At 69.2% G+C, this 25,953-nt stretch carries 24 protein-coding genes, 1 tRNA gene and 1 riboswitch; of the genes, 19 read left to right on the forward strand and 6 right to left on the reverse strand.

The window, feature by feature from the left end; genetic code table 11:
- The first annotated feature begins 13 nt into the window (after nt 1-13).
- The 11 genes from AB0I88_RS03815 (at nt 14) to AB0I88_RS03865 (ending at nt 12,658) form a co-directional block, all read left to right on the forward strand.
- Nucleotides 14-307 carry an STAS domain-containing protein gene (locus tag AB0I88_RS03815; protein ID WP_361017915.1) on the forward strand — a complete coding sequence of 98 codons (294 nt, stop codon included), beginning with the start codon at nt 14-16 and terminating at the stop codon, nt 305-307.
- A 175-nt stretch (nt 308-482) separates the two neighbouring features.
- On the forward strand, nt 483-2,150 hold the full coding sequence (locus tag AB0I88_RS03820; RefSeq protein ID WP_361017917.1) for a GspE/PulE family protein: 1,668 nt from the start codon (nt 483-485) through the stop codon (nt 2,148-2,150).
- Between the two features lie 107 nt (nt 2,151-2,257).
- A complete protein-coding gene (locus AB0I88_RS03825; RefSeq protein ID WP_361017919.1) occupies nt 2,258-3,376 on the forward strand; it encodes a type IV pilus twitching motility protein PilT in 1,119 nt (372 codons plus the stop codon).
- 4 nt (nt 3,377-3,380) lie between these two features.
- Entirely contained in the window at nt 3,381-4,610 is a 1,230-nt protein-coding gene (locus AB0I88_RS03830) for a type II secretion system F family protein (protein ID WP_361017921.1), read from the forward strand.
- 102 nt (nt 4,611-4,712) lie between these two features.
- A complete protein-coding gene (locus tag AB0I88_RS03835) occupies nt 4,713-5,228 on the forward strand; it encodes a prepilin-type N-terminal cleavage/methylation domain-containing protein (RefSeq protein WP_361017923.1) in 516 nt (171 codons plus the stop codon).
- A gap of 72 nt (nt 5,229-5,300) precedes the next feature.
- The gene (locus tag AB0I88_RS03840) at nt 5,301-6,083 is read left to right on the forward strand and encodes a prepilin peptidase (RefSeq protein ID WP_361017925.1); all 783 of its coding nucleotides are present in this window, start codon (nt 5,301-5,303) and stop codon (nt 6,081-6,083) included.
- A 21-nt stretch (nt 6,084-6,104) separates the two neighbouring features.
- Complete coding sequence (pilM, locus tag AB0I88_RS03845) at nt 6,105-7,127, forward strand: type IV pilus assembly protein PilM (RefSeq protein WP_361017927.1); 1,023 nt, start codon at nt 6,105-6,107, stop codon at nt 7,125-7,127.
- Nucleotides 7,127-7,813, forward strand: a complete 687-nt coding sequence (locus AB0I88_RS03850; RefSeq protein WP_361017929.1) for a PilN domain-containing protein — start codon at nt 7,127-7,129, stop codon at nt 7,811-7,813. The genes pilM and AB0I88_RS03850 overlap by 1 nt, the downstream gene beginning before the upstream one ends.
- Nucleotides 7,813-8,391, forward strand: coding sequence for a type 4a pilus biogenesis protein PilO (gene pilO / locus AB0I88_RS03855; RefSeq protein WP_361017931.1), 579 nt, complete (start codon nt 7,813-7,815; stop codon nt 8,389-8,391). Before AB0I88_RS03850 ends, pilO begins: the two co-directional genes overlap by 1 nt.
- Nucleotides 8,392-8,519: 128 nt before the next feature.
- Entirely contained in the window at nt 8,520-8,912 is a 393-nt protein-coding gene (locus tag AB0I88_RS03860; protein WP_361017933.1) for a response regulator, read from the forward strand.
- A gap of 419 nt (nt 8,913-9,331) precedes the next feature.
- Entirely contained in the window at nt 9,332-12,658 is a 3,327-nt protein-coding gene (locus AB0I88_RS03865; protein ID WP_361017935.1) for a hypothetical protein, read from the forward strand.
- Nucleotides 12,659-12,755: 97 nt separating this feature from the next.
- Here the strand turns inward: AB0I88_RS03865 and AB0I88_RS03870 are convergent, their stop codons facing one another.
- Nucleotides 12,756-14,120 (reverse strand): glycoside hydrolase family 6 protein, encoded by a 1,365-nt coding sequence (locus tag AB0I88_RS03870; RefSeq protein ID WP_361017937.1) that lies wholly within the window; start codon nt 14,118-14,120, stop codon nt 12,756-12,758.
- Between the two features lie 333 nt (nt 14,121-14,453).
- Nucleotides 14,454-14,659, forward strand: a riboswitch (cobalamin riboswitch).
- Nucleotides 14,660-14,779: 120 nt separating this feature from the next.
- Here AB0I88_RS03870 and AB0I88_RS03875 point away from each other — a divergent pair.
- Entirely contained in the window at nt 14,780-16,582 is a 1,803-nt protein-coding gene (locus tag AB0I88_RS03875) for a ribonucleoside triphosphate reductase (RefSeq protein WP_361017939.1), read from the forward strand.
- A complete protein-coding gene (locus AB0I88_RS03880) occupies nt 16,579-17,238 on the forward strand; it encodes an anaerobic ribonucleoside-triphosphate reductase activating protein (protein WP_361017941.1) in 660 nt (219 codons plus the stop codon). Before AB0I88_RS03875 ends, AB0I88_RS03880 begins: the two co-directional genes overlap by 4 nt.
- A gap of 137 nt (nt 17,239-17,375) precedes the next feature.
- Here AB0I88_RS03880 and AB0I88_RS03885 read toward each other — a convergent pair whose 3' ends face one another.
- The 3 genes from AB0I88_RS03885 to AB0I88_RS03895 all read right to left on the reverse strand — a co-directional run bounded on the left by AB0I88_RS03885 (nt 17,376) and on the right by AB0I88_RS03895 (nt 18,594).
- On the reverse strand, nt 17,376-17,582 hold the full coding sequence (locus AB0I88_RS03885) for a hypothetical protein (RefSeq protein WP_361017943.1): 207 nt from the start codon (nt 17,580-17,582) through the stop codon (nt 17,376-17,378).
- Between the two features lie 298 nt (nt 17,583-17,880).
- Nucleotides 17,881-17,953, reverse strand: a tRNA-Ala gene (locus AB0I88_RS03890).
- A 92-nt stretch (nt 17,954-18,045) separates the two neighbouring features.
- Nucleotides 18,046-18,594, reverse strand: coding sequence for a YqgE/AlgH family protein (locus AB0I88_RS03895; RefSeq protein WP_361017945.1), 549 nt, complete (start codon nt 18,592-18,594; stop codon nt 18,046-18,048).
- A gap of 121 nt (nt 18,595-18,715) precedes the next feature.
- On the opposite strand from AB0I88_RS03895, the gene AB0I88_RS03900 reads away from it, so the two are divergent.
- Complete coding sequence (locus AB0I88_RS03900) at nt 18,716-19,522, forward strand: S-methyl-5'-thioadenosine phosphorylase (RefSeq protein ID WP_361017947.1); 807 nt, start codon at nt 18,716-18,718, stop codon at nt 19,520-19,522.
- A 51-nt stretch (nt 19,523-19,573) separates the two neighbouring features.
- On the opposite strand, the gene AB0I88_RS03905 is transcribed toward AB0I88_RS03900, so the two are convergent.
- The gene (locus AB0I88_RS03905) at nt 19,574-20,872 is read right to left on the reverse strand and encodes a PHB depolymerase family esterase (protein WP_361017949.1); all 1,299 of its coding nucleotides are present in this window, start codon (nt 20,870-20,872) and stop codon (nt 19,574-19,576) included.
- A gap of 327 nt (nt 20,873-21,199) precedes the next feature.
- On the opposite strand from AB0I88_RS03905, the gene AB0I88_RS03910 reads away from it, so the two are divergent.
- Nucleotides 21,200-21,877 (forward strand): lytic transglycosylase domain-containing protein, encoded by a 678-nt coding sequence (locus AB0I88_RS03910; protein ID WP_361017951.1) that lies wholly within the window; start codon nt 21,200-21,202, stop codon nt 21,875-21,877.
- Between the two features lie 197 nt (nt 21,878-22,074).
- Here AB0I88_RS03910 and AB0I88_RS03915 read toward each other — a convergent pair whose 3' ends face one another.
- Nucleotides 22,075-22,731, reverse strand: coding sequence for a hypothetical protein (locus AB0I88_RS03915; protein WP_361017953.1), 657 nt, complete (start codon nt 22,729-22,731; stop codon nt 22,075-22,077).
- A 413-nt stretch (nt 22,732-23,144) separates the two neighbouring features.
- On the opposite strand from AB0I88_RS03915, the gene AB0I88_RS03920 reads away from it, so the two are divergent.
- The 4 genes from AB0I88_RS03920 to AB0I88_RS03935 all read left to right on the forward strand — a co-directional run bounded on the left by AB0I88_RS03920 (nt 23,145) and on the right by AB0I88_RS03935 (nt 25,805).
- Nucleotides 23,145-23,396: a type II toxin-antitoxin system prevent-host-death family antitoxin gene (locus tag AB0I88_RS03920; protein WP_361017955.1), complete on the forward strand. Its 252-nt coding sequence runs from the start codon at nt 23,145-23,147 to the stop codon at nt 23,394-23,396.
- Entirely contained in the window at nt 23,393-23,767 is a 375-nt protein-coding gene (locus tag AB0I88_RS03925) for a type II toxin-antitoxin system VapC family toxin (protein WP_361017957.1), read from the forward strand. Before AB0I88_RS03920 ends, AB0I88_RS03925 begins: the two co-directional genes overlap by 4 nt.
- Before the next feature lie 268 nt (nt 23,768-24,035).
- Nucleotides 24,036-25,574 carry an FtsK/SpoIIIE domain-containing protein gene (locus tag AB0I88_RS03930; RefSeq protein WP_361017959.1) on the forward strand — a complete coding sequence of 513 codons (1,539 nt, stop codon included), beginning with the start codon at nt 24,036-24,038 and terminating at the stop codon, nt 25,572-25,574.
- An 87-nt stretch (nt 25,575-25,661) separates the two neighbouring features.
- Nucleotides 25,662-25,805 (forward strand): hypothetical protein, encoded by a 144-nt coding sequence (locus AB0I88_RS03935; protein ID WP_361017961.1) that lies wholly within the window; start codon nt 25,662-25,664, stop codon nt 25,803-25,805.
- Nucleotides 25,806-25,953 lie beyond the last annotated feature (148 nt).

A 25,953-nucleotide genomic window follows, 5' to 3' on the forward strand; every position in this document is an offset into this window, starting at 1 on the left:
CAAAGGAGGCCCGGTGACGGAGGAGAACGGCACGACCACTCTGACGCTCGACGGTGAGATCGACATACTCACCGTGGAGCGGGTTCGGGTGGCTCTGGGCGAGGCCGTGGAGGCGCGCCCCCGGCGGATCGTGGTGGACATGTCCGGCGTGTCGTTCATCGACTCGACCGGGCTGGGCGCGCTGATCTCCGGGTTCCAGCGCGCCCGCGACAGCGGCATCGGGTTCAGCCTGTCCCACCCGTCCACTCAGGTCCGGCAGGTCCTGGTCCTGAGCGGACTGCTCGAGGTGGTGCCGGTGACGCCGTGACGGCTCGCGGTGGGATCCGCCCCAAGCGCTGGGAGGCCGGGTTACGCTGAGTGGTCCCGCAGCCTCCACCACAGCAGGGGTACGACGGCGAGCGCGGCCGCCGTGCGCGCTCAGTTCCGGGCGAAAACGTCCGATGGAGGGTTGAGCGCTCTTTCCCTCCGCCGCTGAGGTACGCATGGATCAGACCTTCCGTCCGCTGCTCGACGCCCTGAAGCAGATCGGCGTGGACCCCGCCGCGGTCGACCGGGCCGCCGCGGAGGCTCAGCGCAGCGGCCGGTCGGTGCGCGCGGTTCTGATCAACGACCAGGTGGTCACCGAGGAGCAGCTCACCGCGGCGGCCGCCGCGGCGTTCGGGATCAACACGCTGGATCTGGTCGGGTTCACCCCGGAGCCGGCGGCGCTCAAACGGATCCCGCTGCCGGTGGTGCTGCGGCACCGGGTGCTCGGCCTGTCGATCAACGACAACGAGCTGGTGGTCGGGGTCACCGACCCGGCCGACGTGGTGGCGCTGGACGACGTACGGGCGGCCACCGGCATGACGATCCGCCCGGTGGTGGTGGCGCGCAGCGAGGTGCGCCGGATCATCGAACGGTTGCAGCGTGAGGGCGCCGACCTGGCCGATCTGGCCGACGACGGGCAGGACGACCAGGCCGGGATGGCCGCGCACGCCACCAGCGCCGACGACGCCCCGATCGTCCGGTACGTGAACAGCCTGATCGAGCAGGCCGTCATGAACCGTGCCTCCGACCTGCATCTGGAGCCGACCGAGGACGACATGCGGGTCCGCTACCGGATCGACGGCGTGCTGCACGAGGTGGATCTGGTGCCCCGTGGCGTCATGTCGGCGCTGATCTCCCGCATCAAGATCATGTCCGGCGTCGACATCACCGAGAAGCGGGTGCCGCAGAACGGCCGGATCACCGCCCTGATCCGGGACCGTACCGTCGATCTGCGTACCGCCACCCTGCCGACGGTGTGGGGCGAGAAGATCGTGCTGCGTGTCCTGGACACCGGCGGCATCGACCTGGACCTGGCGAAACTCGGCTTCACCCAGCACAACCTGGAGCGCTTCTCCGCGTCGTTCAGCAAGCCACACGGGATGGTGCTGGTCACCGGCCCGACCGGCTCCGGCAAGTCGACCACCCTGTACGCCACCCTCGGCAAGATCAGCCGGCCGGAGATCAACGTGATCACGGTCGAGGACCCGGTCGAGTACCGGCTGCGCGGCATCAACCAGGTGCAGGTCAACGCCAAGGCCGGGCTGACCTTCGCGGCGGTGCTGCCGGCGATCCTGCGTACCGACCCGGACGTGGTGCTGATCGGTGAGATCCGGGACGGCAACACCGCGCAGATCGCCGTCGAGGCCGCGCTCACCGGTCACCTGCTGCTCTCCACCCTGCACACCAACGACGCCCCGGGCGCGGTCACCCGGCTCACCGAGATGGGCATCGAGCCGTTCCTGGTGGGCTCGTCCCTGGACTGTGTGCTGGCCCAGCGTCTGGCCCGGCGGATCTGCGACTGGTGCAAGGAGCCCTACACGCCGACCGAGGAGGAGATCATCGGCGCCAACTGGCCGCTGCGGGACCTGGCCGTCCCCGAGGTGCTGTACAAGCCGGTGGGCTGCCGGAACTGCGCGAACACCGGTTACAAGGGCCGGATCGCGGTGCACGAGGTGATGCCGGTGAGCCCGGAGATCGAGTCGCTGTGCATCCGGCGGGCCCCGGCCGGCGAGATCCGCGAGGTCGCCATCGCCCAGGGCATGTACGACCTGCGTGCCGACGGCCTGGCCAAGGCGGTCGGCGGCCTGACCTCGATCCGCGAGGTCTCCCGGGTGGCCGTCTGAGCGGTTGCGGACCTGTACCCGCACCGCACCCGAACGTCCCTAAACCGGATTCCCCCGGTGCCGAATCAACAGGCGTCGGAAACACCGAGCAAGATCCGGGGGAACAGATGGACACGCTCCAGCACGAGGCACGGCCGGGTGCCGCCGCCTCCACGGACGGCCTGGACGTGCTCGACCAGCTGCTCATCACCCTGGTCGAGGCGAAGGGCTCCGACCTGCACCTGACCGTCGGCTCCCCGCCGATGATGCGGGTGAACGGCTCGCTGCGGCCGGTGCCCGGTTACGGCAAGCTCAACACCGCCGACACCGAGCTGCTGGCCCGCGCGGCGGTCACCCCGGCCCAGTGGGAGACCTTCCTGCACGAGCAGGAGATGGACTTCGCGCACAGCATCGTCGGCGTCTCCCGGTTCCGCGGCAACCTGTACCGCCAGCGGACCTCGTGCGGCGCGGTCTTCCGGGCCATCCCGCACAAGATCAAACCGCTGGACGAGCTGGGCATGCCGGAGTCGGTGGGCCGTTTCGCGCACCTGCCCCGCGGTCTGGTGCTGGTGACCGGCCCGACCGGTTCCGGCAAGACCACCACCCTGGCGTCGCTGCTCGACCTGGCCAACCGCAGCCGGGCCGACCACATCATCACGATCGAGGACCCGATCGAGTTCCTGCACCCGCACAAGCGGAGCGTGGTGAACCAGCGGGAGGTCGGCTCCGACACCGGCACCTTCGCCAGCGCGCTCAAGCACGCCCTGCGCCAGGACCCCGACATCATCCTGGTCGGCGAGCTCCGTGACCTGGAGACCACCTCGACGGCGCTGACCGCCGCCGAGACCGGTCACCTGGTGATGGCGACCCTGCACACGCAGAGCGCCACCCAGACCATCGACCGCGTCATCGACATCTTCCCTCCGCATCAGCAGCTGCAGATCCGCGCCCAGCTGGCGGCCAGCCTCCAGGGCGTGATCACGCAGGCGCTGGCGCCGACCGCCGACGGGAAGGGGCGCCAGGTCATCTGCGAGATCCTGACCTGCACGCCGGCGATCCGGAGCCTGATCCGGGAGGGCAAGACGCACCAGATCCCGTCGTTCATGCAGGCCGGCGGCAGCGAGGGCATGCTCGCCTTCGACCAGCACCTGGGTGAGAAGGTCCGGGAGGGCGTGGTCAGCATGCAGGCCGCGCTGGAGATCTGCCATTCCGGCGAGGAGCTCAAGCGCCTCGTGGGACGGTCGTGATCCGATGCCGTCCACCAAGACTTTCCAGTACGAGGCGATCGACGCCACCGGCAAGAAGGCCAAGGGCACCATCGAGGCGCCCAACGAGGCCGCCGCCACCCACATGCTGCGCCAGCGCGGCGAGGTGCCGCTCGGCGTCACCGAGGCCGGCCAGGGCCTCCAGATGGAGCTCAAGATCCCCGGCCTGGGCGGCGGCGTCAAGCTGAAGGACCTCGCCGTGTTCGCACGGCAGTTCGCCACGATGACCGCGTCCGGCATGTCGCTGCTGCGGTCACTGTCGATCCTCGAGGAGCAGACCTCCGCGCCGCCGTTGAAGAAGGCGATCGCCGAGGTGCGCACCGACGTGGCCGGCGGCGCCGGGCTCTCGGCGTCGATGGCGAAGCACGACCGGGTCTTCCCGCGCCTGATGATCGCCATGATCCGGGCCGGCGAGACCGGCGGCATGATCGACCAGGCGCTCGAGCAGATCGCCGAGAGCCTGGAGAAGGACACCGCGCTCCGCGGCAAGATCAAGGGCGCGCTGACCTATCCGGCGATCGTGCTGGGCTTCACCTTCCTCATGATCGCCGGGGTCCTGATCTTCATCGTTCCGGTCTTCGAGGCGATGTTCGAGAACCTCGGTGGCGAGCTGCCGGCGATCACCCAGTTCCTGGTCACCACCAGCCACAACATGGGCTGGATCGGGCCGATCGTGCTGGGCACGATGATCAGCTCGAGCGTCGCCTACAAGCGCCAGATGCGCGCCAGCGAGGAGTTCCGTCTCAAGGTCGACAGGATCAAGATGCGAATGCCGGTCTTCGGGCCGCTCCTGCAGAAGCTGGCGATGAGCCGCTTCTCCCGCAACCTGGGCCTTCTCCTGAACGTCGGTGTTCCGGTCATGCAGGCGCTGGCGGTGGTCGGCGAGACCACCGGCAACGAAGTCATCAACCTCGCGATGAAGGACGTCCAGTCGGCCGTCCGGGACGGCAACACGATGTCTTCGGCGCTACGGCATCACCCGATCTTCCCGGCGATGGTCACCCAGATGATCGAAGTCGGGGAGGAGAGCGGTCAGATCAGTCAGATGCTCGACAAGGTTGCCGACTTCTACGACCGAGAGGTCGACGCCGCCGCCGAGTCACTGACCGCCTCCATCGAACCCATCATGGTGCTCGTCATGGGCACCGTGGTCGGCGGCATGGTCATCTGCCTTTACCTGCCGATGTTCACGATCTACCAGAACATCCAGAGCTGACGCCCCGCGACGAGGCAATCGCCGATCCCCGGCCGACTCCCGACGGCCGGAAGCACCACCCGGGCGCCCGAGCCCGGTCTTCCCCACCCCACCCCAACGCCCATGGAGGCACCCCGAATGCAGGACATCATCGACCGACTCCGCGCCGGCAAGAAGAACGACGAAGGCTTCACCCTGATCGAGCTGCTGGTCGTGGTGGTCATCATCGGTGTGCTGGTCGCGATCGCCGTGCCGGTGTACCTGAACTACCGCCAGGGCGCGGCCGACAAGGCGGCTCAGTCGGACGTCCGAGGCGCGATCAGCGCGGTCGAGCAGTTCTACACCGCCAACAGCAACACCTACCCGAAGGAAGTCAACTCCGGCACCGAAGACAGCGGCAAACCGCTGGACCTCGGGCTGGCCTCGGGAACGGCCACGCAGGCGGGCAAGATCACCGTCTCCGACGGCACCCTGCTCGGCTACGTGCCGGCGACCGACAGTTCCGGTTCCTACAAGATCTGCGCCCGCAACACCGGTGGCACAGAGAAGAAGTGGTTCCTCTACGACAGCAAGACCGGTGGCTCCGTGACCGAGATGAACGGCGGCCTCACCACGCTGGCGACCTGCTCAGGCTCCTGATGGAAGCTCCGGGTGACGCCGTCGGCGGCGTCACCCGGAGCCCCGCACCGACGAACCCGAGGAGGAACCGCTGTGCCCCAGTCCCCGCTGATCGGCATCGTGGCCCTCCTCGGACTCGCCGTCGGCTCCTTCCTGAACGTCGTGATCCACCGGGTGCCCCGCGGCGAGTCGCTGGTGCGGCCCGGGTCGCACTGCCCCGAGTGCGGCAACCCGGTCCGGGCCCGGCACAACGTGCCGGTGCTCGGCTGGATCGTGCTGCGCGGCCGGTGCGCCGACTGCGGCGCCCGGATCAGCGCCCGCTACCCGCTGGTCGAGGCCGGCACAGCCGCCCTCTTCGCGGCGGTCGCGGCCCGTTTCGGCTGGTCCTGGGAGTTGCCCGCCTACCTCTATCTGGCCGCCGTCGCGATCGCCCTGGCGATGATCGACCTGGACGTGATGCGGCTGCCCGACAAGATCGTCCTTCCCTCGTACGGCGTGGCCGCCGCCCTGCTGGTGCCGGTCTCGCTGGCCGCCGGCTCCCCGGCGGACCTGATCCGCGGCGCCCTCGCCGCGGGCCTGCTCTACCTGCTCTACCGGGTGCTGGCGTTCTGGGGCATGGGCGGCGGCGACGTGAAGCTGGCCCCGCTGCTCGGCTTCCACCTCGGCTGGCTCGGCTGGAGCGCGGTCGCGGTCGGCGCGTTCGCCGCGTTCCTGCTCGGCGGTCTGGCCGGCGGTGTCCTGCTGGCCCTCAAGCTGGTCAGCCGCAAGACCCGGGTGCCGTTCGGGCCGTACATGCTGGCCGGCGCCTTCCTGGCGGTGTTCGCCGCGGCGCCGCTCGCCGACTGGTACACCACCCTGCTGTTCCCCACCGCCTGACCGTTCACGGAAGGAAGACCGATGGCTCGCGCAACGCCGATCGGGCTCGACATCGGCTCGTCCTCCATCCGGGCCGTCGAGGTCCGGCGCAGCAAGGACGACTACACCCTGCTCAACTTCGGCCAGTTCCCGCTGGAGCCGGGCACCGTCGCGGCCGGCGTGGTGCAGAACCCGGGCGCGGTCACCGCCGCGCTCAAGCAGCTCTGGGCCGCCTGCCGGTTCGGCAGCAAGCGGGTCAGCCTCGCGGTCACCAACCCGCAGCTGGTGGTCCGTGAGACGTCGATCGCGAACCTTCCGGCCGGACAGCGGCGCCAGGCGTTGCCCTTCCAGGTCAAGGAGCAGCTGCCGCTGGCGGTCGAGCGCTCGCTGCTCGACTTCTACCCGCTGGAGCAGGCCGGGGACAACCCGACCGTACGCGGACTGCTGATCGCCATGCCCAAGGAGGCCGTGCTCACCCTGGTCCAGGCGGTCCAGAAGGCCGGCCTGAAGGTCACCGGCGTCGACCTCGCCTCGTTCGCCATGCTGCGCGCCGCCTCCCGGCTGGACGCCCAGGTGGAGGCGATCGTCGACATCGGCGCCAACATCACCAGCGTGGTGGTGCACGCTGACGGCGAGCCGCTGTTCGTGCGTACCCTGCCGCGGGGTGGCGCCGAGATCACCGAGGGCATCGCCACCCGCCTCGGCCTGGACATCGCCGAGGCCGAGGCGCTCAAGTGCCGGTACGGCCTGCACGGCAACGGCGACCCGGACACGGTGGCCGCCCTGGTCGACGCGGTCCGCCCGCTCTCCAGCGAGCTGCGCAGCTCGTTCACCTACCTGGCCTCCGGCGAGCGGCAGAAGCAGGTCACCCGGATCTCGCTGTGCGGTGGCAGTTCGCTCATGCCGGGGCTCGCCGAGCACCTGCAGGAGCAGCTCGGTGTCGCGGTCATGTACGCGGACAGCGCGGCCCGGCTGCGTGACACCCGCAAGGCGCGCGAGCGCGGGTTCGACAGTTTCGTGCCGTCGGCGGCGGTGTCGATCGGCCTCACCCTCGGAGCGGCCTGATGAGCACCACCGCGTTGATGCCCGTGGACCCGACTGTCTCACCGCGGCAGGCGGCCCGGGTCCTCAGCATCCGCGCCGACCTGCTGCCGCCGGAGATCCGGGACGGCCGCCGGGCCCGGCGCACCCGCTCGCTGGTCATCCTGCTGGTGCTGGTCACGCTGGCCGGCCTGGGCACCTGGTACTGGCAGGCCGGGCTCGCCAAGCAGACCGCTGACGAGCAGTACAACGACACCTTCCAGGCCCTCACCAAGGTCCGGGCGGCGCAGAAGACCGACGAGCTCAGGGATCTGGTCGAGTACCAGGAGGGCGGCAAGGCCCTCGACACCGAGCTGGCCTCGATGCTCGCCGGCGATCTCTCCTGGACCAACATGCTCAACCTGCTCCGGGACAAGGCCGGGGACGACGTGAAGATCTCCGAGATCAGCGGCGGCCTGGTCAAGGGAGACGGTGAGGAGGCGGCCTCCAGCACCGTCGGCAACCTGACCATCACCGGCACCACCAAGGACAAGCGCCTGGTCGCCGACTACGTGAACCGGCTCGGCGGCCTCAAGCACGTGGCGAACCCGTTCGTCACCAGCGTGACGAAGCAGGACCAGGGCACGGTGACCTTCACCGTGTCGGTCTCCGTCACCAGGAAGGCCCTCTGCGGCCGGTTCACCTCCGACTGCCCGAGCGAAGGCAAGTGATGAACGCACGCCGCATCGACCAGATCTGGCTCTTCGGCGGCCTCGCCCTGACCCTTCTGCTCGTGGCGGGCGGCTGGTTCCTGATGATCAAGCCGCAGTACGCCACCCGGGACAGCGTGCAGACCGACACCGCCGACACGCTGGTCCAGCTGACCACGGAACGGAAGAAGCTGGCCGAGCTCAAGGCTCAGCTCAAGAAGGTCGACGATTACAAGGCCACCCTGGCCGAGGCACAGAAGGCGCTGCCGTACGGGGGGAACACCAACAAGATCCCCGAGTTCTTGAAGCAGCTCCAGACGCTGGGCGTCAAGTACGGCGTCGACGCCAGCGGATACAGCGCCTCCGCGCCCGAGGTGTCCACCACCACGCCGTCGGTGAGTCGACTGCCGATCACCCTGAACATCGAGGGCGCCGACGTTGACAAGATCATCAAGTTCGTCGAGCACCTGCAGACCGTGCAGCCGCGCGCCGTACTGATCGAGAACGCCAAGCTCAGCGGCGGTGAGCAGGGATGGGAACTCAACCTTTCCCTGACCGCCTTCATCACCTCGACCAAGACGATCTCCGTTGAGTCCTGATCCAGCCGGTCGGGGCCCTCGATCCGCTCCGGGTCGGGCCTTGACCGCTACCGGGCCGCAACGGCCGAAACCCTTTATCGCCGGCCGCTCGCGCCGAACAGCCAGTCGTCCCCGAGGAGGAGCACCCGATGAACCAGAACCTGATCGTGGTCGCCGACGACGACAGCGACGTCCGCGACATGCTCTCCGTGACCCTGGAGGAGGCCGGTTACCGGGCCCTCGGCGCGAAGGACGGCAACACGGCGGCCCGCATCCTCACCGTCGCCAAGCCGGTCGGCCTGATCACCGATGTGCGCATGCCGGCCATGAACGGCATGGAGCTGTGCCAGCTGGCCCGGGGCAACCCGGCGATCCGGAACATGGCGATCCTCATGGTCTCCGGCAACAACCACTCGTACGACGTGAACGCGGGCCTCAGCGCCGGCGCCGACGGCTACCTACCGAAGCCGGTCTCGCCGCGCCTGCTGGTGTCCGAGTTACAGACGCTGATCAGCCGCCGCCACCTCGGCGCGACGGTCTGAGGAGATCCGGGTGGCGGCCCGTGATTTCTGTGTGATTCCTATGTATTCGCCCCAGCGGCTCGCATTGCCGGGAAACGACGGATATCGTTACGCCCGGCCCGTGCCGTTCCCCCCGTAGCGGCACGGGCCCTCCCGGTTACTCCCGCCGTGTCGCTTTCAGCCGGACTTCGTAACCGTCATCCAGATGCCATTCAGCACAATCCGCGCTTTCCAGCAGAGCCGATCGGCCCTGCTGGTAGGGGTTGTCGCGCCTCTGGTCCGGACACACGCAAGGTCCATAAGGTCCAGTTCATCCGTCGTCATCGTTGACGTGCCCGCGTTTCAGATCAAGCTGGCGAGGAGATCCGATGTCTTTCTCTCTCAATTCGGCGCGTCCGGGTAGCTCCCCAGGGACACCCAGCGCCGCCATCAATCTCCGGTTGGCCCAACTCGGGCTACCCCTCACCGCCGCCTTCGAGGAGACGCCGGCCGCCCGACTCGTACGCCCGGTTCTCGCCCGTCAGCGCGAGCTCAGCCGACGGCTGTCCGATCGCCTCTGCGCCGCCGACGCCCGGATCCAGGCGTTCCTCGACGACTACCTGTCCGACACCGGCGAGCAGCCGCACCTGCCCCGCCGCACCCTCGTGCTGGACGAGCCCGGCATGGCCCGGGAGCTGTCGTTCCCGTACGGCGCGGACAGCTACGTCTCCCCGCTGCTGAGCAGCTACCGCGTCGCCAACGGGGTCCTGCACAACCCGGCCACCGACCGGCGCACCACGGCCGGCGTCTTCCACATCGCCGAAGACGGGCTGCCGATCCCGGACGACAAGATCGCCGTTCCCCGTACGGCGTTCGCCCGCCTGCTCGCGAAGGCGTTCGAGCCGCCGGCCGTCGACATGATGCTCCCCTACACCTCGGCGGAGTCCCGGCCGGCGTCCTGCTTCGTTTCTCTCTACATGCGCCCGCTGGTCTCCCCGGAGGTGCCCGGCATCGTCCGGGAGAAGCGCATGGAGACCCGTTTCATCGTGCCCGGCGGCCTGGTGGCCAACCTCGACTTCGTCGAGTCGATCTTCGGCAACCAGGGTGACCCGTACCTGCCGGAGAACGACGCCTCTCTCGAGCCCGCCACCTGGACCGGGCACACCGGCTGCATCATCCTGGCCCCGCACCTGACCGGGGTGACGAAGAAGGAACTCGGCCTGCCCCACGTCAGCGAGGCGACCGAGCGGCAGCAGCGCGACGGGATGTGCTGGGAGAACGAGGACGAGAGGTACAACGGCGGCCGGGCGTTCAAGGTCTGCGCCCGCGACGACCGTGGCGTGATCGTCACCGTCATCGCCGACACCTACTTCGGATACTGCAAGAAGGAGATCAAGACCCAGATCTCCTACTCGGCGAACCTGTTCGGCAACTGCGAGGAGGAGCACGCCGGTGGCGCGCTGGTCTTCCCCAGCTACCAGCTCGGCCACGAGTACACCGACCCGGACAACACCCCGCTGGCCGACGTGCTCGCCCTCAGCCCGGACCGCTTCGCACTCCAGCCGGAGGGCCACGCGCTGGACCGCCAGCTCGACGGTGTCGTCCTGGTGCCCGCCGGAGCGCGCTTCTCGCTGCGCGACCTGAAGATCACCTGGAAGGGCGACGAGGGAGCGGCCGGCATCCCGCTCCAGGGTGGGACCACCTATCTCACGCCCAGCGGCTACCGGGTGGAGCTGGCGCAGAACCGCCAGGACCGTACGGCGTGGACGCTGATCGGCACCGTGCCCACCGCCACCTCGTGCCACAAGCCGGCCACCGTCTCCGGCGGCGGCAAGTCCGAGATCTCCAAGGCCATCGCCGACGCCATCGTCGTCGGTGCGGAGCACGCCGTGGATCTCGACGGCGACATGGACAAGGTCGCCGAGCTGATCGGGCACGACTTCTCGCACCGCTTCGCCGACTCGGCTCGTAACGGCGTCGACACCCGGGGCATCCTGTCCGCCGAGCGTTCCATCGGCTCGGTGATCAAGCTCCTCACCCCGTCGCCCGACTACACCGCCGAGTACAACGCCTGGCTGGAGAGCGTGCCGCTGCGGGTCAAGCGGCTGCTGTACGTGGTCAAGCACGCGTACCGCCCGGAGTGGGGCGAGGACTGGCGCGGGCACTTCAGCGTCGTCGAGGTCGACGGCGACTCGGGCACCCGGCTGCGCCTGGACGGCAAGAAGGTGGTCGTCAACCGTCTGCGGATGGGCTTCAACGCCGACGGCTCCTGGCGCCTGTTCAGCCTGCGTCACGACTTCTCCCCCGCGGTGAAGGTCCAGACGCAGGACGACATCACCGCCTCGACGGTCGTGCCCGGTGACCGGCTGGGCCTCGACCCGAACCGCTCCTACAAGATCGTCGAGAACTGCGAGGGCCTTCTCTTCCAGCGCCCGGACGACGCGATCATCCGTGGCTACGACCGGCAGGCCGAGCTCGACATCGCCGGACCGGACGTGTTCCTGTCCAACTTCCAGCCGCTGACCAAGGACGACGTCGCCGCGATCGTCAGCGACCCGGTCGCTTTCAGCGCGTTCACCGAGCCGATGGCCCGCCTGCTCAGCGGCGTTCAGGAGGACGGGTCGTCGTTCGCGGTCAGCTCCGCACACCCGCGACTGGTCGACGGCAAGCCCTCGAAGAACCCCCGCTACCTGCAGAAGCGCCCCGACCGTACGAACGCCCGCGGCACCGCGATCGCCGAACTGGCCGGTCGTCTGGCCCGCCGGTTGCCGGCCGACGCGCCGTTGATCCTGCCGGTCGACGTGGTGGCGGCCGGACGGCGCAACAACCCGCCGGAGAACGGCATCCCTCCGCTGTGCTCGTACAACCCGCTGCACTTCATGGAGCTGCCGGAGCTGTTCATGGAGTTCATCGCCTCCATGACCGGTAAGTCGCCGTCCACCACGGGCGCCGGCTCGGAGGGTGCGATGACGAAGGGCCCGTTCAACGCCCTGCCGCAGGTGATCGACCTGAACGCGGCACTGCTGTCGTTCGTGCTCACCGGCTACGACGGCTGGGTGTCTGCCGCCGGGTACATCGGGCCGCGGGTCAAGGTGGAACACGACTTCTCGCTGCTCGTACCGGAGCTGTTCTCGCGCATGAGCCCCGCCGAGCGGGACGCGGCGAACCTGATCGCCGAGGGCGCGATGGAGAAGATCGCCGACTTCGAGTACGAGGGCCGCACGGTCCGGGCCGGCCGCCTCGGCTTCCGGATGACCGAGCGGTTCGCGGTGAAGTACTTCGCGCGCATCTTCCTGCACCCCGACACGGTGTTCACCGCCGAGATGCTCCGCCCGGAGCTTCAGGACATGCAGGTGTTCGTCGACTCGGTCGACACGATCGTGAAGACCCACGAGCGGGTCGCCCGGTCATACTTCGCCGACGGCACGGTCTCGCTGGCGATCCCGCCGCTGCGGGCGCTGCTGGAGATCATGGCCCACGGGACCTCCGCGGAGGGCTGGGACCTCGACTCCCCCGAGTTCCGGGCCCTGTTCACCCGCGAGTCGGTTCTGGACGCCCCCTGGTACGCGGAGCGTCTGGACGCCCGCCGCGCCGCCGGGGTGTCGCGGGCGGAGGCGGGTCTGGCGGCGATCGAGAAGTTCGCCGCCACCGCCGGTAACGAGGAGCCGTCGGCGCGTCTCGACATGCCGGCACGGGTCGACGCCGCACGGGTCGAGGCGGCGCGCCTGGCGAGCACGGAGTTCCGTGCCCAGCTGGTCGGCACCCTCGGGATCACCCCACCGCGCTGAACCCGAACGGCCGGGCGTGGGTTCTCCCACGCCCGGCCGGAACACCGCGCTGACCCGAACGGCCGGGCGTGGGTTGCCCCGCGCCCGGCCGGAAGGATCAGCGCCCGGTGCAGGTGAGGACGGGTGTCCCCGCGCTGCCCGAGCCGATGAGCCCGAACTGTGTGCTGCCGTCCGCGGGCAGTCTGCCGTTCCAGTCGGCGTTGCGCACGGTCGCGGTCGAACCGGAAACGGTCAGCACACCACCCCAGACCTGGTTGATCGACTGTCCGGAGGCGAGGGTCCAGGTCACCGTCCAGCCGTTGGCCGTGCCGCTGCCGCCGGCCCGGACGGTCACCTCACCCTGGAAGCCGCCCTGCCACGAGCTCGTCGTGCGATAGGTGGCGGCGCACGACCCGATCACCGGCGGAGATCCGGACGGCGACGAACTGGGCGAGGACGACGGCGACGAACTGGCCGACGAGCTGGTTCCCGGCGTCGGCGAGGAGGGCGGCGGGTTGGTCGCCGAGCTCGCCAGGCTGTAGGCCAGATCCGGCTGGAAGGAACCGGCCGTGTACCGGCATCCGTCCGCCTCGCCCGGCGGCTTCACCCACAGGTAGCCGTCGATGTTGGCGTCGCCCGTGTTCACGGTCGGATACTGACCGATCCGGCGGTCGGTGTTGTCGTCACCACACCAGTCGCCGCTGGCCCCGCCGTTCCGGCTGGTGTCGATCACCTGCCGTTTGCCGGTGATGCCCCGACCGTTGAGCGCGCTGATGAGCGACCGCCCGAAGGCGGCCTCGGCGGTGGTGGGGTTGAAGTTCGACACATTGGTGTAGAAGCCGTCGGCGTCGGCGACACCGGCCGCGGCCAGGCGGGAGGCCTGCTCGGCGGCGCTGTTCCAGGTGGAGTGCCCGGCGTCCAGGTACACCTTGGCGTTCGGGTTGGCCGCTTTGAGCGTCCGGGTGGCGGTGCGCAGGGCCTGGTTACGGGCCGCGATCTCGGAGCTGTTCAGACAGGTCAGAAGCGCGATCGAGTCGGGTTCGAGCACGATCACGGCGGTCCGCCCGCCCAGCCCCTGTGCGGCGTTGTTGATCCAGTTCTGGTACTGGGTCAGGTCCGGCGCGCCGCCGGAACTGGCGCCTCCGCAGTCGCGGTTGGTGATGCCGTAGAGGGTCAGGACCGGGATCTGCCCGGCCGCGTTGGCGGCGCCGACGTACGACGACACCTCGTTGCGGATGGTGGAGACGTTGAAATTGGCGAACCAGCGTGAGGCGGGCTGGCTGGCGATCCGGTCGCGGATCACCGTGCTGCGCGAGTCGCTCGGGTTGGCCTGCAACCAGCGAGCCACCGGGGTGTCCGGATCGCGGTAGAGCGTTCCGGAGATGGCGCCGGCCGATGCGGTGCCGGTGGCGAACCAGACGCCGGCGACCGCGGTCGCGCAGACGACGGCGGCCGCCATGATCTTGGGTCGGGATGGGGACACGTGCCACACTCCTGGGGATGAGGGATGCAGTGTGGGAGCGCTCCCAAGGTAACGCCCCGGCCGTGCCACCACAAGCCGGACCGCACCCATGGCGCAGCCCCGCGGTGCGGCTCCGCTCAGCACTTCCACCCCGCGACGTGGTGGTCGATGTCGATGTCGCCCACCCTCGGCGACTCGGTGGAGTACCGCCGACTCGCGCAGGAGCTCGAGGCGGCACGCCGCCCCCGAAACGGGGAAACATCGCTCAAGCGGCGCGGAGAGCAGCCCCAGGTACAAGGTCCCGATCATCCGCCACACAACATGTGGTTTGGTGCAAAGCTTGAGGGCCGATATATGGTGTCCGCTGCAGCTGGTACGGCTGATCATCCGATCGGTCGTCGTAAGAGGGAATCCGGTGTGAAATCCGGAACTGCCCCGCAGCGGTGAGTGGGAACGACCGCCGTCACGAGCACTGGGCGCGAGCCTGGGAAGCGACGGCCAGTAGGCGCGTGCAACAACGCCCACGAGTCCGAAGACCTGCCCGCTGTCCGCGCGGTCCGTCCGCGTGGTGGTTCGTGGCCTCGAGGGTGGGCCGCGGGACGGCTCCCGGTCGACTCGGTGGCCGGTTCGCGTCCGGCCTCGCCGCGTACCCGGCCCGCCGTCCGCAATGAGGAGCAGTCGTGACACAGACAATGGACACCCGCCCGGCCCTGATCGACGCGGGCGCGTCCGTCGCCGAGTATCTGGATCGCAGTGACTGGCGGGTGCAGGCCAACGCAAACCAGGGCTACTCACTCGGCGGGCTGATCCTCAACGTGTCCGGAAAGGTCACCGCCAACTACTGGCTGTCACAGGTCTATCCGCAGGCGGTCGCGGATGCGCACCGTCACGGCGACCTGCACCTGCACGACCTCGACATGCTCGGTGGCTATTGCGCCGGATGGTCCCTGCGGATGCTGCTGGAACAGGGGCTCGGTGGGGTGCCCGGCCGCATCACATCGGCGCCGCCACGACACCTGTCCAGCGCGTTGGGACAGATCGTCAACTTTCTCGGCACATTGCAGAACGAGTGGGCCGGCGCGCAGGCATTCAGCTCGTTCGACACGTACCTGGCGCCGTACGTCCGCGTCGACCGGCTCGGCTACGACGAGGTACGCCAGGCGATCCAGGAGATGGTCTACAACCTCAACGTCCCGTCCCGGTGGGGCACCCAGACGCCGTTCACCAATCTGACCTTCGACTGGGTCTGCCCGGAGGATCTGCGCGACGAGATCCCGGAGATCGCCGGGCGGGAGATGCCGTTCACCTACGGCGAACTACAGTCCGAGATGGACCTCATCAACCGTGCGTTCATCGAGGTGATGACCGCGGGCGACGCGCTGGGCCGGGTGTTCACCTTCCCCATCCCGACCTACAACATCACCGCCGACTTCGACTGGGACTGCGACAACGCCCGGCGGCTGTTCGCGATGACCGCGAAATACGGGCTGCCGTACTTCCAGAACTTCATCAACTCCGACCTGACGCCGAACCAGGTGCGCTCGATGTGCTGCCGACTCCGGCTCGACCTGACCGAGCTGCTGGAACGCGGCAACGGTCTGTTCGGCAGCGCCGAACAGACCGGCTCGCTCGGCGTGGTCACCGTCAACTGCGCCCGGCTCGGCTGGCGCTACGCCGGTGACGAGCCGGCACTGCTGCGCCGCCTGGACGAACTGCTGGACCTGGGCCGGGACAGCCTGGAGATCAAGCGGCGAGTGGTCCAGAACCACATCGACGGTGGGCTGTACCCGTACACCAGGCGTTATCTCGGCACGTTGCGCAACCACTTCTCCACGCTGGGGATCAACGGGGTCAACGAGATGATCCGCAACTTCACCGCGGACCGGCACGACATCACCACCGGCGAGGGCAAGGCGTTGGCGCTGCGGCTTCTCGATCACACCCGCCGCAAGATGGTCGAGTACCAGCAGCAGACCGGCAATCTGTACAACCTGGAGGCCAGCCCGGCCGAGGGCGCCACCTATCGATTCGCCCGCGCCGACCGACAGCAATGCCCCGGCATCCTGCAGGCCGGCACACCGGACGCGCCGTACTACACCAACTCCACGCAACTGCCGGTCGGCTTCACCGATGACCCGTTCGAGGCACTGGAACGCCAGGAGGAACTACAGGTCAAATACACCGGCGGCACGGTGCTGCATCTCTACCTGGGTGAACGGGTCAGCTCCGCACAGGCGTGCGCCAAGCTGGTCCGACGCGCACTGGAGAACTTCCGGACACCGTACGTGACGATCACCCCGACCTTCTCCATCTGCCCCGCGCACGGTTACCTCACCGGCGAGCGGCCGCACTGCCCGTCCTGCGGCGCCACCTGCGAGGTATGGACCCGGGTGATGGGCTACCACCGCCCGGTGTCCTCGTTCAACGCGGGCAAGCGCAGCGAGCACGAGGAGCGGCTCTCCTTCCGCGAGCCGGTCGCGTGAGCCTGCGTATCGGCGGTCTCAGCCGGCTGTCGACCTGCGACTGGCCGGGCCGGCTGGTGGCCACGGTGTTCTGCCAGGGCTGCCCGTGGACCTGCCGGTACTGCCACAACCCGCAACTCATCCCGGGAGGCACGGCCACCACCGTGTCCTGGGACGACGTCACCGAACTGCTGCGGCGCCGGGCGGGCCTGCTCGACGGAGTCGTCTTCTCCGGAGGAGAGCCGACCATGCAGGCCGCTCTGCTTCCCGCGATCCACGAGGTACGCGAGATCGGATTCGACGTCGGGCTGCACACCGGTGGAGCCCACCCGCGACGGCTGGCCGCGCTGCTGCCGCTGGTCGACTGGGTGGGGCTGGACATCAAGGCCTTGCCGCGACTGTACCCAGCGGTGACCGGTTCCGCGGTGGCCGCAGACCGGGCGTGGGCCTCGCTACGGCTGGTCCTGGAGTCCGGGGTGGCCTACGAGGTGCGCACCACGGTCGACGAGGGGACGGACGACGACGCGGTGGCCGAGATGGCCGGCCTGCTGGCGCGGGCCGGAGTCCGCTCGTACGCGATCCAGCGCGCCCGCCCGGCGGCCGGCGACGGTCCCGCGCCACCGCTGCTCGCCGACCTGCACGCCCAGTTCGGCTCCTTCGCATACCGGCCCGCCTGACGCGGCCGGATATCCGGACAGCGCCGTGGCCCGGGCGCCCGTTCGGGTGGGCCCGAACGCGGCGCGCCACGGCGCTGACCGGATCGCGGTAGAGGGTGCCGCTGATGGCCCCGGCCGAGGCGGTACCGGTGGCCGCCTCAGCGGGCGGCCGCCCCGCGTTTCGCCAGGTACGGCAGCACGAACAGGTACAGGCCGGAGAAGAAGAGCAGGGCGAGCGGCAGCAGCGGCACGTAGACGATCCAGGAGATCGGATCCTCCTGCGCGAGGGCCACGGTGGTGGCGATGACCGTCACGGTGAAGGTGGCGGCGAGCCAGCGGTGAATTTGCCGGATCCACTTGTTCATGCCGGCCACGCTAGGGGTGTGGACGGCACCGGTGCTTCTCGAAAGCTGACCGATCTGTCACCACCGAGAGCCGGGCAGGAACCGCATGTGGGCCTGACAACCTGGAGGGCTCGCTCACGCTGATGCCGGGACAGCGGGTCGACCCCGGGCAGGCGTTCTTCTCCCCGGGCGCGGTCACCGCCTCCAGCACGACGGCCGCGCCCCTGGATGCATTGATCATTACGGCTCGGACGCAGGCCGAGAGGTGATCTGGCACAAAACGAAAACACCCGGACTTCAGTCCGGGTGTTTCTTGGGGTGGAGCTGAGGGGACTCGAACCCCTGACCCCCACACTGCCAGTGTGGTGCGCTACCAGCTGCGCCACAGCCCCTTGCTGCACTTCTACCTACTTTGTCCCCGTTGTTTCCCTCGGGCACGCTGGAAATACTACACACCCTTACGGCGACCCTTCCGGCACCCCCCTCAGTTGAGGGAGACGTCCGGCGGGAAATGGGCGACAGCGGCCAGGATGTCGCCCTGCCGGCGCAGAACCATCGCCCAGAGGTCGTCGGGACGTTCGACGAACGGGTCGCCGGGCAGCGCGTCGAAGACGAACCAGGAACCGGAGGCGATCTCCTCCTCCAGCTGGCCCGCCGACCATCCCGAATAGCCGGCGAAGACCCGGATGCCCGTCACGTTCTCCCGCATGCGCTCCGGATCGGCGGAGAGATCGAGGGTGCCGAGCGCGCCGCTCACCGGATGGAAGCCGGACAGCCGCTTCTTCACCTCGGGCCGGGTCCGGGCGAGGCAGATGGCCGACTCGGGTTGCACCGGCCCGCCCTCGAAGAGGACCGCCGGGTCGCCGGCCAGCTCGCCCCAGGCGCCGAGGACCTCGGCCACCGGAACCTCGGTCGCGCGGTTGAGCACGACACCCAGCGCGCCACCCGTCTCGTGGGCCACCAGCAGCACGACCGTACGGTCGAAGTTGGGGTCCTTGAGGGTGGGTGTGGCGACGAGCAGCCGACCGGTCATCGACTCCACCGACCGGCCTCCGATCCGCTGCTGCTCACCGAACACGTGTTTACCGCCGTCCCGTCGACGTAGCCATGCCAGCACATTAGCCTGGCATTCCGGCCCTCGATAAGGTCTGGACATGAACCCGCCACCTACGGCAGCAGAGATCGGCGTCATCGGCGGATCGGGGCTGTACGCGCTCCTGGATCACGCCACCGAGCACGAGGTCGACACCCCGTATGGTCGCCCCTCGGACCGGATCACGATCGCCGAGGTGGGCGGCCGCCGGGTGGCGTTCCTGCCCCGTCACGGTCGTGACCACCGTTTTCCCCCGCACAGGATTCCCTACCGGGCCAATCTGTGGGCGCTGCGTTCGCTGGGCGTCCGGCAGATCATCGCCCCGTGCGCGGTCGGCGGCCTGCGCCCGGAGCTGGGCCCGGGCACGTTCGTGGTGCCGGACCAGCTGATCGACCGTACGAGCGGCCGTGAGCAGACGTTCTACGACTCGGGCGCGGTGCACGTGTCGTTCGCCGATCCGTATTGTCCGGTGGGCCGGTCGACGGTGCTGGGCTCCGCCGAGCGGGTGAAGGCGGTGGACGGCGGGACCATGGTGGTGGTCGAGGGCCCGCGCTTCTCCACCCGGGCCGAGTCGCGCTGGTTCACCTCGATCGGCGGCACGATCGTGAACATGACCGGCCATCCGGAGGCGGTCCTGGCCCGCGAGCTGGCCCTCTGTTACACGGCTATCGCTCTGGTCACCGATCTGGACGCGGGCGTCGAGGGCGAGCACGGGGTGACCCAGGAGGAGGTCTTCGCAGTGTTCGCCGACAACACGGCGCGGCTGCGGGACGTTCTTCTCGACGCGGTGGTCAAGCTGCCCGCCGAGCGTTCCTGTGGGTGCAAGGACGCCCTGGCGGGCATCAAACTGCCTTTTCCACTTCCCTGAGATGTACGCCGTACGCGGCGCCGAGGTGGATCCCGGCGCCGCGTCGCCGTGTCAGACCACCGCGCAGGTGGCGTTGTTGAGGGTGAAGGCGCCCGGTTCGGCGGTGTTGCCGGTGTGTGTGCCCTGGAAGCCGAAGGTCTGGGACCCGCCGGCGGTGAGCGTGGCGTTGTAGGAGACGTTGGTGGCGGCGACGGCCCCGCCGGCCGGGCTGACGGCGGCGTTCCAGGCGTTCGTCACGGCCTGCCCGGTGGGCAGGGTGAAACGGAGTGTCCAGCCGTTGACCACCGCCGCACCGGTGTTGGTGACGGTGACCGACGCGGTGAACCCGGTGTTCCAGGCGCTGACGGTGTAGGCGACCCGGCAGCCGCCGGCCGGCGCCGAACTGGACGCCGACGGGCCGGGTGACGACGGACTGGGTGACGACGGCGTCGTGGTGTCGAGTCCGAGGAAGTGGACGGCGGCGGCAGCGTCGACGGGCAGGTTGTGGCTGACCCCGTTCATGCTGATCGCCTCCACCGGTGCGGTGTCACCGGCGCCGCCGTACCGGGTGCGGGTGTATCCGGTCTGCGGGGTGTCGGTGAACGACGGCGTCTGGCTGAGACCGTGCACGTTCGTCCACTGGTCGATCTGCTCGCCGAAATTGGGGTAGCGCAGGATCTCGTCGTTGGTGCCGTGCCACGTCTGCATGCGCGGGCGGCTTCCGGTGTAGCCCGGGTAGGCGTTGCGTACCAGGTCGCCCCATTGCTGCGGGGTCTTGGTGACGAGGCCGTTGGCACAGTCGCTGTTCCACTCGGAGCCGTTGGTGGTGGCGAAGCATCCGAACGGCACCCCGGCGAAGGCCGAGCCCGCCGAGAACACGTCGGGGTACAGGCCCAGCAGGACGTTCGTCATCATCGCCCCGCTGGAGACGCCGGTGGCCACGATGCGGTCCGGGTCGACCGGGTACCGGGCCCGCACGTAGTCGATCATCGATTTGATGCCGACCGGGTCGCTTCCACCGTTACGGGTGAGCGCCTGCGGGGAGGCGACGTCGAAGCACTGGCTGCTCCGGGTCACCGACGGGTAGACCACGATGTAGCCGTACCGGTCGGCGAGCGAGGCGAACCGGGAGCCGCTGTAGAAGGCCGGGCCGGTGCCGGTGCAGTAGTGGACGGCGACGAGCAGACCCGGCCGGGGCGCCAGGTTGTCGGGCACGTAGAGGTACATCCGCAGGTTGCTCGGGTTGGCGCCGAAGCCGGTGACCTCGGTCAGCGCGGCCGCGGAGGCTGGCGGGGGCAGCGCGAGCGCCGCCAGTGCCGCCATCGTCGCGGTGACGAGCGCGGCGAGCAGGAGCTTGAGTCTCTTTCGCATCGGGGATTCCTCGCACGGTTCGTGGGGACGGGGACGCTCCGGTTCGGGGACGACCGAAAGCATCGACAAGTATTTATCTCCACGGGTGGCCGCGCCAGACCGTCCCACGACCCGCACGGCTCGCGAGTCGTGGCCGCGCCAGACCGTCCCACCACCCGCACGGCTCGCGAGTCGTGGCCGCACCAGACCCGTCCCACCACCCGCACGGCTCGCGAGTCGTGGCCGCACCAGACCCGTCCCACCACCCGCACGGCTCGCTGTTGGGCGTAAGATCCGGGCCACTTCGCACTCCTAGCGGACGACCCACGGCCGTCGAAGGGACCCCCGGTGATTCGACCGCAACGCATCCGGAAGGTCGGCGCGCGCGTCGCCGCGGTAACCCTGCTACTGGCCGGCGTGGCCGGTGGCGTCTATCTGACGCAGCGCCAGGGTTCCGCGACGAGCACCGCCGAAACCGCGGAGACGCAGCGCCTCCTGGCCGAGCGGGAGCAGCAGCATGCCGCGGCACGCGCCGCCCGGGCCGAGGCGGAGAAGGTGGCCGCGCAGAAGGCGAACGCCGTGGTGAAGACGGCCGCCGCCGACGCCAAGGCGCTGGACGCCGCACAGAAGAAGGCCGACGAGGAGAAGAAGGCCGCGGCGAGGCGGGCCGCCGAGGTGGGCCCGGTCCCCTACACCGGCACGATCCCGGCGGCGTGCAAGAGCCTCAGCGGCAGCCGCGAGGTCGGCTGCGCCCTGATGATCAAGGCCGGGTTCGAGTTCAGCGAGTTCTCCTGCCTGAACAGGCTGTGGGATCACGAGAGCGGCTGGAACTACCGGGCCACCAACCCGGCGTCCGGTGCCTACGGCATCCCACAGGCCTACCCCGGCAGCAAGATGGCCTCGATCGCCGACGACTGGAAGATCAACCCGGCCACCCAGATCCGCTGGGGCCTCGGCTACATCGAGGGCCGGTACGACTCCCCCTGCGGCGCCTGGAACCACTTCCAGGCCGCCGGCTCCTACTGAGCCCCCGCTTCCTGCAAGAGTCGCACCACCATCTGGCACGAATCCAACGGGCGATCGGTCCCGGCTGGCCATGGGCGCTGACTCAAACGCTCCGAGAGGGCGCCCACGACCAGCCGAACAAGACCGACTACAGCGCATGGCAAGGCCATTCCGCTCAACCGCCGGGTCGACAGGATCGGTCGAGGCGCGCTTGGCCCCTACGCCCCCACGAAGCTGGTGCCCGGCCGACGCTCACGCCATGACGGCGCCTCGGCCGACGTCGCCTGGACCTGAGGCGGCCGTCCAGTCCGGCCGAAGAGCACGTCCCACCACCGTCGCCCTTCGGCGATGAACTGTTCCACGGACTCGCCTACGCCGTCCGCGTACGTGACCTCAAGATCGTCGAAGTCGACCGTGCCTTCGATGCAGAAGCGCACTTCGTCGTCGGTCCGCCAGCACTCGGTGAACCAGAACAGCGAGTGGGAGGCGGCCCCAGCACCGACCTCAACGGTGAGGCTCGGCTCCTCCGGCCAATCGTCGACGCGGTGCGGGCGGTCGAGAAACTCCCAGCCGTACATCGAATCCCAGCCATCGAGAGACGCGAAGAAGGATTCCACGTCCGCCAGGCCGGTCAGAGGGATAGCCGGCCCGTACCCGTCTTGCCGGTCCTCACGCAGCAGAACCCGGATTCGCGCCGGGCGTAGCAGCCGGAGCAATCGGCGCGGGTCCCGACTCTCGGTCACTTGTTCGGACTGAGCACAGACATGCAGTAGCAGTTCACACGCCGAATCAACCGAGGAGAGACGAAGCCCCACCACCTCGGCTTCATTCAGCGCGGTCTCCAGTCCCACCCGGGTCTGCTCGTTCCAAGCCACGTCGAGATGATTCCAGCCTGCCGCACCACACCGTTGCCCCGATGGATCAGCGCCCGCCGCCGGAACGGGCGTCGCGCGTCGGCCGCTGTGCCCTCGGCATGGATCACGGTCAGGTGGCCATCCGGCTGAGCCTTCCGGTCATCACCCCGCCCGGGACCACACGACCCGTGAGTGCCGCACGGTGCCGGTGCACTCTTGCGGGAGGCGGCGTGACCCGCTGACCACGACGACGAGCCGCCCCGGGCCTGAGGTCCGGGGCGGCTCGTCGTGCGAAGACCCTCTCGTGGAGCTGATGACCGCCTACTTGAACCCAGGCGAACGGGCTCAACGGCTGCGGACGGCCGTCGACGGACAAGCGACTGGATCGCCCAGCACGTCAACGCCGGGCTAACCTCTTAGCTAAGGAGGTCGTCATGCCTGAAGCAGCCGCGCAGTTCAACATCCACGACGCGAAAACGAACCTCTCGCGGATCATCGACCGCGTCGAGCACGGCGAAGAGATCATCATCAGCCGGGCCGGCACACCCGTCGCCAAGGTGATCCCGCTCGATCGCAGGGTTGACAGGGTCGGCAGAGGCTCCCTCGCCGGTCAGCTCGCCGTAACGGAAGATTGGGACTCCACCGAGGTGAACGAGTCGATCGCACGGGATTTCGGTCTCGCATGAGCCTGCTCCTCGACACTCACGTCGTGCTGTGGTGGCTCACGGACGACTCCACGCTTGCCGCCGAGATCAAGGAACGTCTCGATCATGAACCGGACGTCTACATCAGCCCGGCGACGATCTGGGAGGTAGCCATCAAACAGTCGCTCGGCAAACTCGAGAAGCCGGCCGATCTGGCCGAGCGCATCCGCGACAGCGGCTTCCGGCACCTGAGCATCACCGCCGAGCACGGCATCGTCGCAGGACGTCTCCCGCTGATCCACCGCGACCCGTTCGATCGGATGCTCATCGCTCAGGCCAAGGTGGAACATCTGAGCCTGGTCACTCGTGACGCGCACATCCAGAAATACGATGTGTCCGTCCTGCCCGTCTGAGGCGGTCGAAACACACCCCCTGCCACGCCCACCGGGGTGCGGGGTTCCGCGGCTCGGCCCCGGAGCAGACGAACCGAAACGGCCCCCGGTTCGCGCTTTCCGCGAACCGGGGGCCGTCCGAGTGCCGTGGACCTAATGTCGGCCTACTTGAACCCGGTTGAACAGGTTGCCGCCTTGCGAGCTGCCCTCGGTGAGCCTGGGGAATAAGCGCGAGCATGTCGATCGGCCAGTCAGACTGCACACCGCACACTCACGCGGTTGGGGTTGGGTGCTCGTGGTCACCGGTGCGGCGGCACTGCTCGCCTTCCAGCGCGGCGCGCCATGGGGCGCGACCCGGTCCGAGGAACGCATCTACGCCACGGTCGTGACCGTGGTCGCCGGCGGATGGCTTACCGCCGCCACCGCTCTCGGCCCGGGGCAGCGGCCTCTACAGATCCTCCTGTTGGTCGCGACGGTGGCCGGTGGCATCCCGTGGTGGGCGCACCGGCGCCGCCGAGCCCGGGTCCGCGTGGACCGCACCATCCAGGCTTGGCCCGACATGGCCGAACAGATCGGTCTCGCGGGTTCCCGGGTGCTGTCGGCGGTGGTCGACGTGTGGGGCTGGCGAGCCAGGATGACACTGCGCGCCGGACAGACCGTCGCGGACGTCGTCGCCCACGTCCCCGCGATCGAATCCGGGCTCGGCACCCGGCCCGGCGCAGTCCGGGTCGAACCGGACCCGGCACACGCCGGCCGCTTCGTCATGCGGGTGCTGGCCGGGGACCCGCACGCCAACGCCGTGCCGTGGCCCGGCCCGGCCGCCGGATCGGTCATCGATCCGATCCGGCTCGGCGTCTTCGAGGACGCGACCGATGTTCGGGTCCCGATGCTGCGGCGGCACGTGCTCATCGGCGGCATCGCCGGGGCCGGCAAGAGCGGCATCCTCAACGTCATCATCGGCAACCTGGTCGCCTGCACGGACGTCGTTCTCTGGGGCATCGATCTTAAGGGCGGCATGGAACTACGCCCGTGGGCACCATGCCTGGCCAGGCTCGCCACCACTCCGGCCGAGGCGGCGGCGATGCTGCGTGACGCCGTCCAGGTGCTCGAAGCGCGAGCCCGCGCGATGGGCGACAGCTCCGCACGGCTCTGGCTCCCCACCGAGCGAACCCCCGCCCTGGTCATCGTGGTCGACGAGTATGCGGAACTCGCTGACCACGCACCTGCCGCCGTCGAGAGCGCCGACTCGGTCGTCCTGCGCGGCCGGGCGGTCGCCGTGACCCTGCTGGCCGCCACCCAGCGCCCGACCCAGCAGGCTATGGGTAAAGGCGCCGTCCGCTCCCAGATGGACGTCCGGGTGTGCCTGCGCGTCCGTGAGCGCCGGGACACCGATCTGATCCTCGGTCAGGGCATGTTCGCGGCCGGCTGGCACGCGCACACCCTCGACGCGCCCGGCAAGTTCCTCGTGTCGGCCGAGGGCTTCCACCAGCCGCGCCGAGCCCGCGCCTACCTGGTCACCGACGACAACGTCCGCGCCTGCGCCGAGCGCTACGCGTTTGAACGCCCCGACCTGGACCAGCCCTCCGCCGACGCTCTCGAAACCAGCGCCGACGACGTCCTCGACCCCGGCCTCCTCCCCGGCACCGCCCCGGAGGACACGCTCTGGGCGGCCCTGGCCGATGCCCCAGATCAGGGACTCTCCGTCCCGCAGCTCATGCAGCTCACCGGAATGAGGCGCACATGGATCTACGACCGACTTCAGGCTCACGCCACCGCCGACCGCGTCGCCCAGGTCAGCCGGGGACGCTGGCGAGCCGCCAATGTGTAGTGCGCAACGTCCGCGCGGACATCCGTACCCCCGCACGCGTCTGCGCACCGATCCGCGCGGACGGACGACGGACGGACGTCCGCCCGGATGACGAGGCCGACGCCCCGATCCGAGCACCGCCGCCCACGGCGGCAGATGCGCCGCATCAGCATCGACCCGGACGTCCTGGCTCGCGTGCTCGCCGTGATCGCCGAAGACGTCGTCCGCAAGTCACCACCACACCAGGATTGAGGAGGAAGTGGGCCTGCCCCGTTTTGACGGACATCCAAGATCAGGGGACCTGAGGTCTCCGGGAGGATGTCCAGCATCATGGAGAGCGTGGGAAAGAAGCGATCGAGGCCGCGGCGGGCATTCACGTCCGAGTTCAAGGCCGAGATCG

This window comes from Actinoplanes sp. NPDC049802, from assembly GCF_040656595.1.
Lineage (GTDB): Bacteria > Actinomycetota > Actinomycetes > Mycobacteriales > Micromonosporaceae > Actinoplanes.

What these genes read in the sequence shown, in the direction of transcription:
- AB0I88_RS03905 (WP_361017949.1), bottom strand. Translation starts at nt 20,872, where the DNA reads ATGCGAAAGAGACTCAAGCTCCTGCTCGCCGCGCTCGTCACCGCGACG.
- AB0I88_RS03835 (WP_361017923.1), top strand. Translation starts at nt 4,713, where the DNA reads ATGGAGGCACCCCGAATGCAGGACATCATCGACCGACTCCGCGCCGGC.
- AB0I88_RS03885 (WP_361017943.1), bottom strand. Translation starts at nt 17,582, where the DNA reads ATGAACAAGTGGATCCGGCAAATTCACCGCTGGCTCGCCGCCACCTTC.
- AB0I88_RS03925 (WP_361017957.1), top strand. Translation starts at nt 23,393, where the DNA reads ATGAGCCTGCTCCTCGACACTCACGTCGTGCTGTGGTGGCTCACGGAC.
- AB0I88_RS03860 (WP_361017933.1), top strand. Translation starts at nt 8,520, where the DNA reads ATGAACCAGAACCTGATCGTGGTCGCCGACGACGACAGCGACGTCCGC.
- AB0I88_RS03825 (WP_361017919.1), top strand. Translation starts at nt 2,258, where the DNA reads ATGGACACGCTCCAGCACGAGGCACGGCCGGGTGCCGCCGCCTCCACG.
- AB0I88_RS03935 (WP_361017961.1), top strand. Translation starts at nt 25,662, where the DNA reads ATGACGAGGCCGACGCCCCGATCCGAGCACCGCCGCCCACGGCGGCAG.
- AB0I88_RS03830 (WP_361017921.1), top strand. Translation starts at nt 3,381, where the DNA reads ATGCCGTCCACCAAGACTTTCCAGTACGAGGCGATCGACGCCACCGGC.
- AB0I88_RS03920 (WP_361017955.1), top strand. Translation starts at nt 23,145, where the DNA reads ATGCCTGAAGCAGCCGCGCAGTTCAACATCCACGACGCGAAAACGAAC.
- AB0I88_RS03850 (WP_361017929.1), top strand. Translation starts at nt 7,127, where the DNA reads ATGAGCACCACCGCGTTGATGCCCGTGGACCCGACTGTCTCACCGCGG.
- pilM (WP_361017927.1), top strand. Translation starts at nt 6,105, where the DNA reads ATGGCTCGCGCAACGCCGATCGGGCTCGACATCGGCTCGTCCTCCATC.
- pilO (WP_361017931.1), top strand. Translation starts at nt 7,813, where the DNA reads ATGAACGCACGCCGCATCGACCAGATCTGGCTCTTCGGCGGCCTCGCC.
- AB0I88_RS03820 (WP_361017917.1), top strand. Translation starts at nt 483, where the DNA reads ATGGATCAGACCTTCCGTCCGCTGCTCGACGCCCTGAAGCAGATCGGC.
- AB0I88_RS03895 (WP_361017945.1), bottom strand. Translation starts at nt 18,594, where the DNA reads ATGACCGGTCGGCTGCTCGTCGCCACACCCACCCTCAAGGACCCCAAC.
- AB0I88_RS03900 (WP_361017947.1), top strand. Translation starts at nt 18,716, where the DNA reads ATGAACCCGCCACCTACGGCAGCAGAGATCGGCGTCATCGGCGGATCG.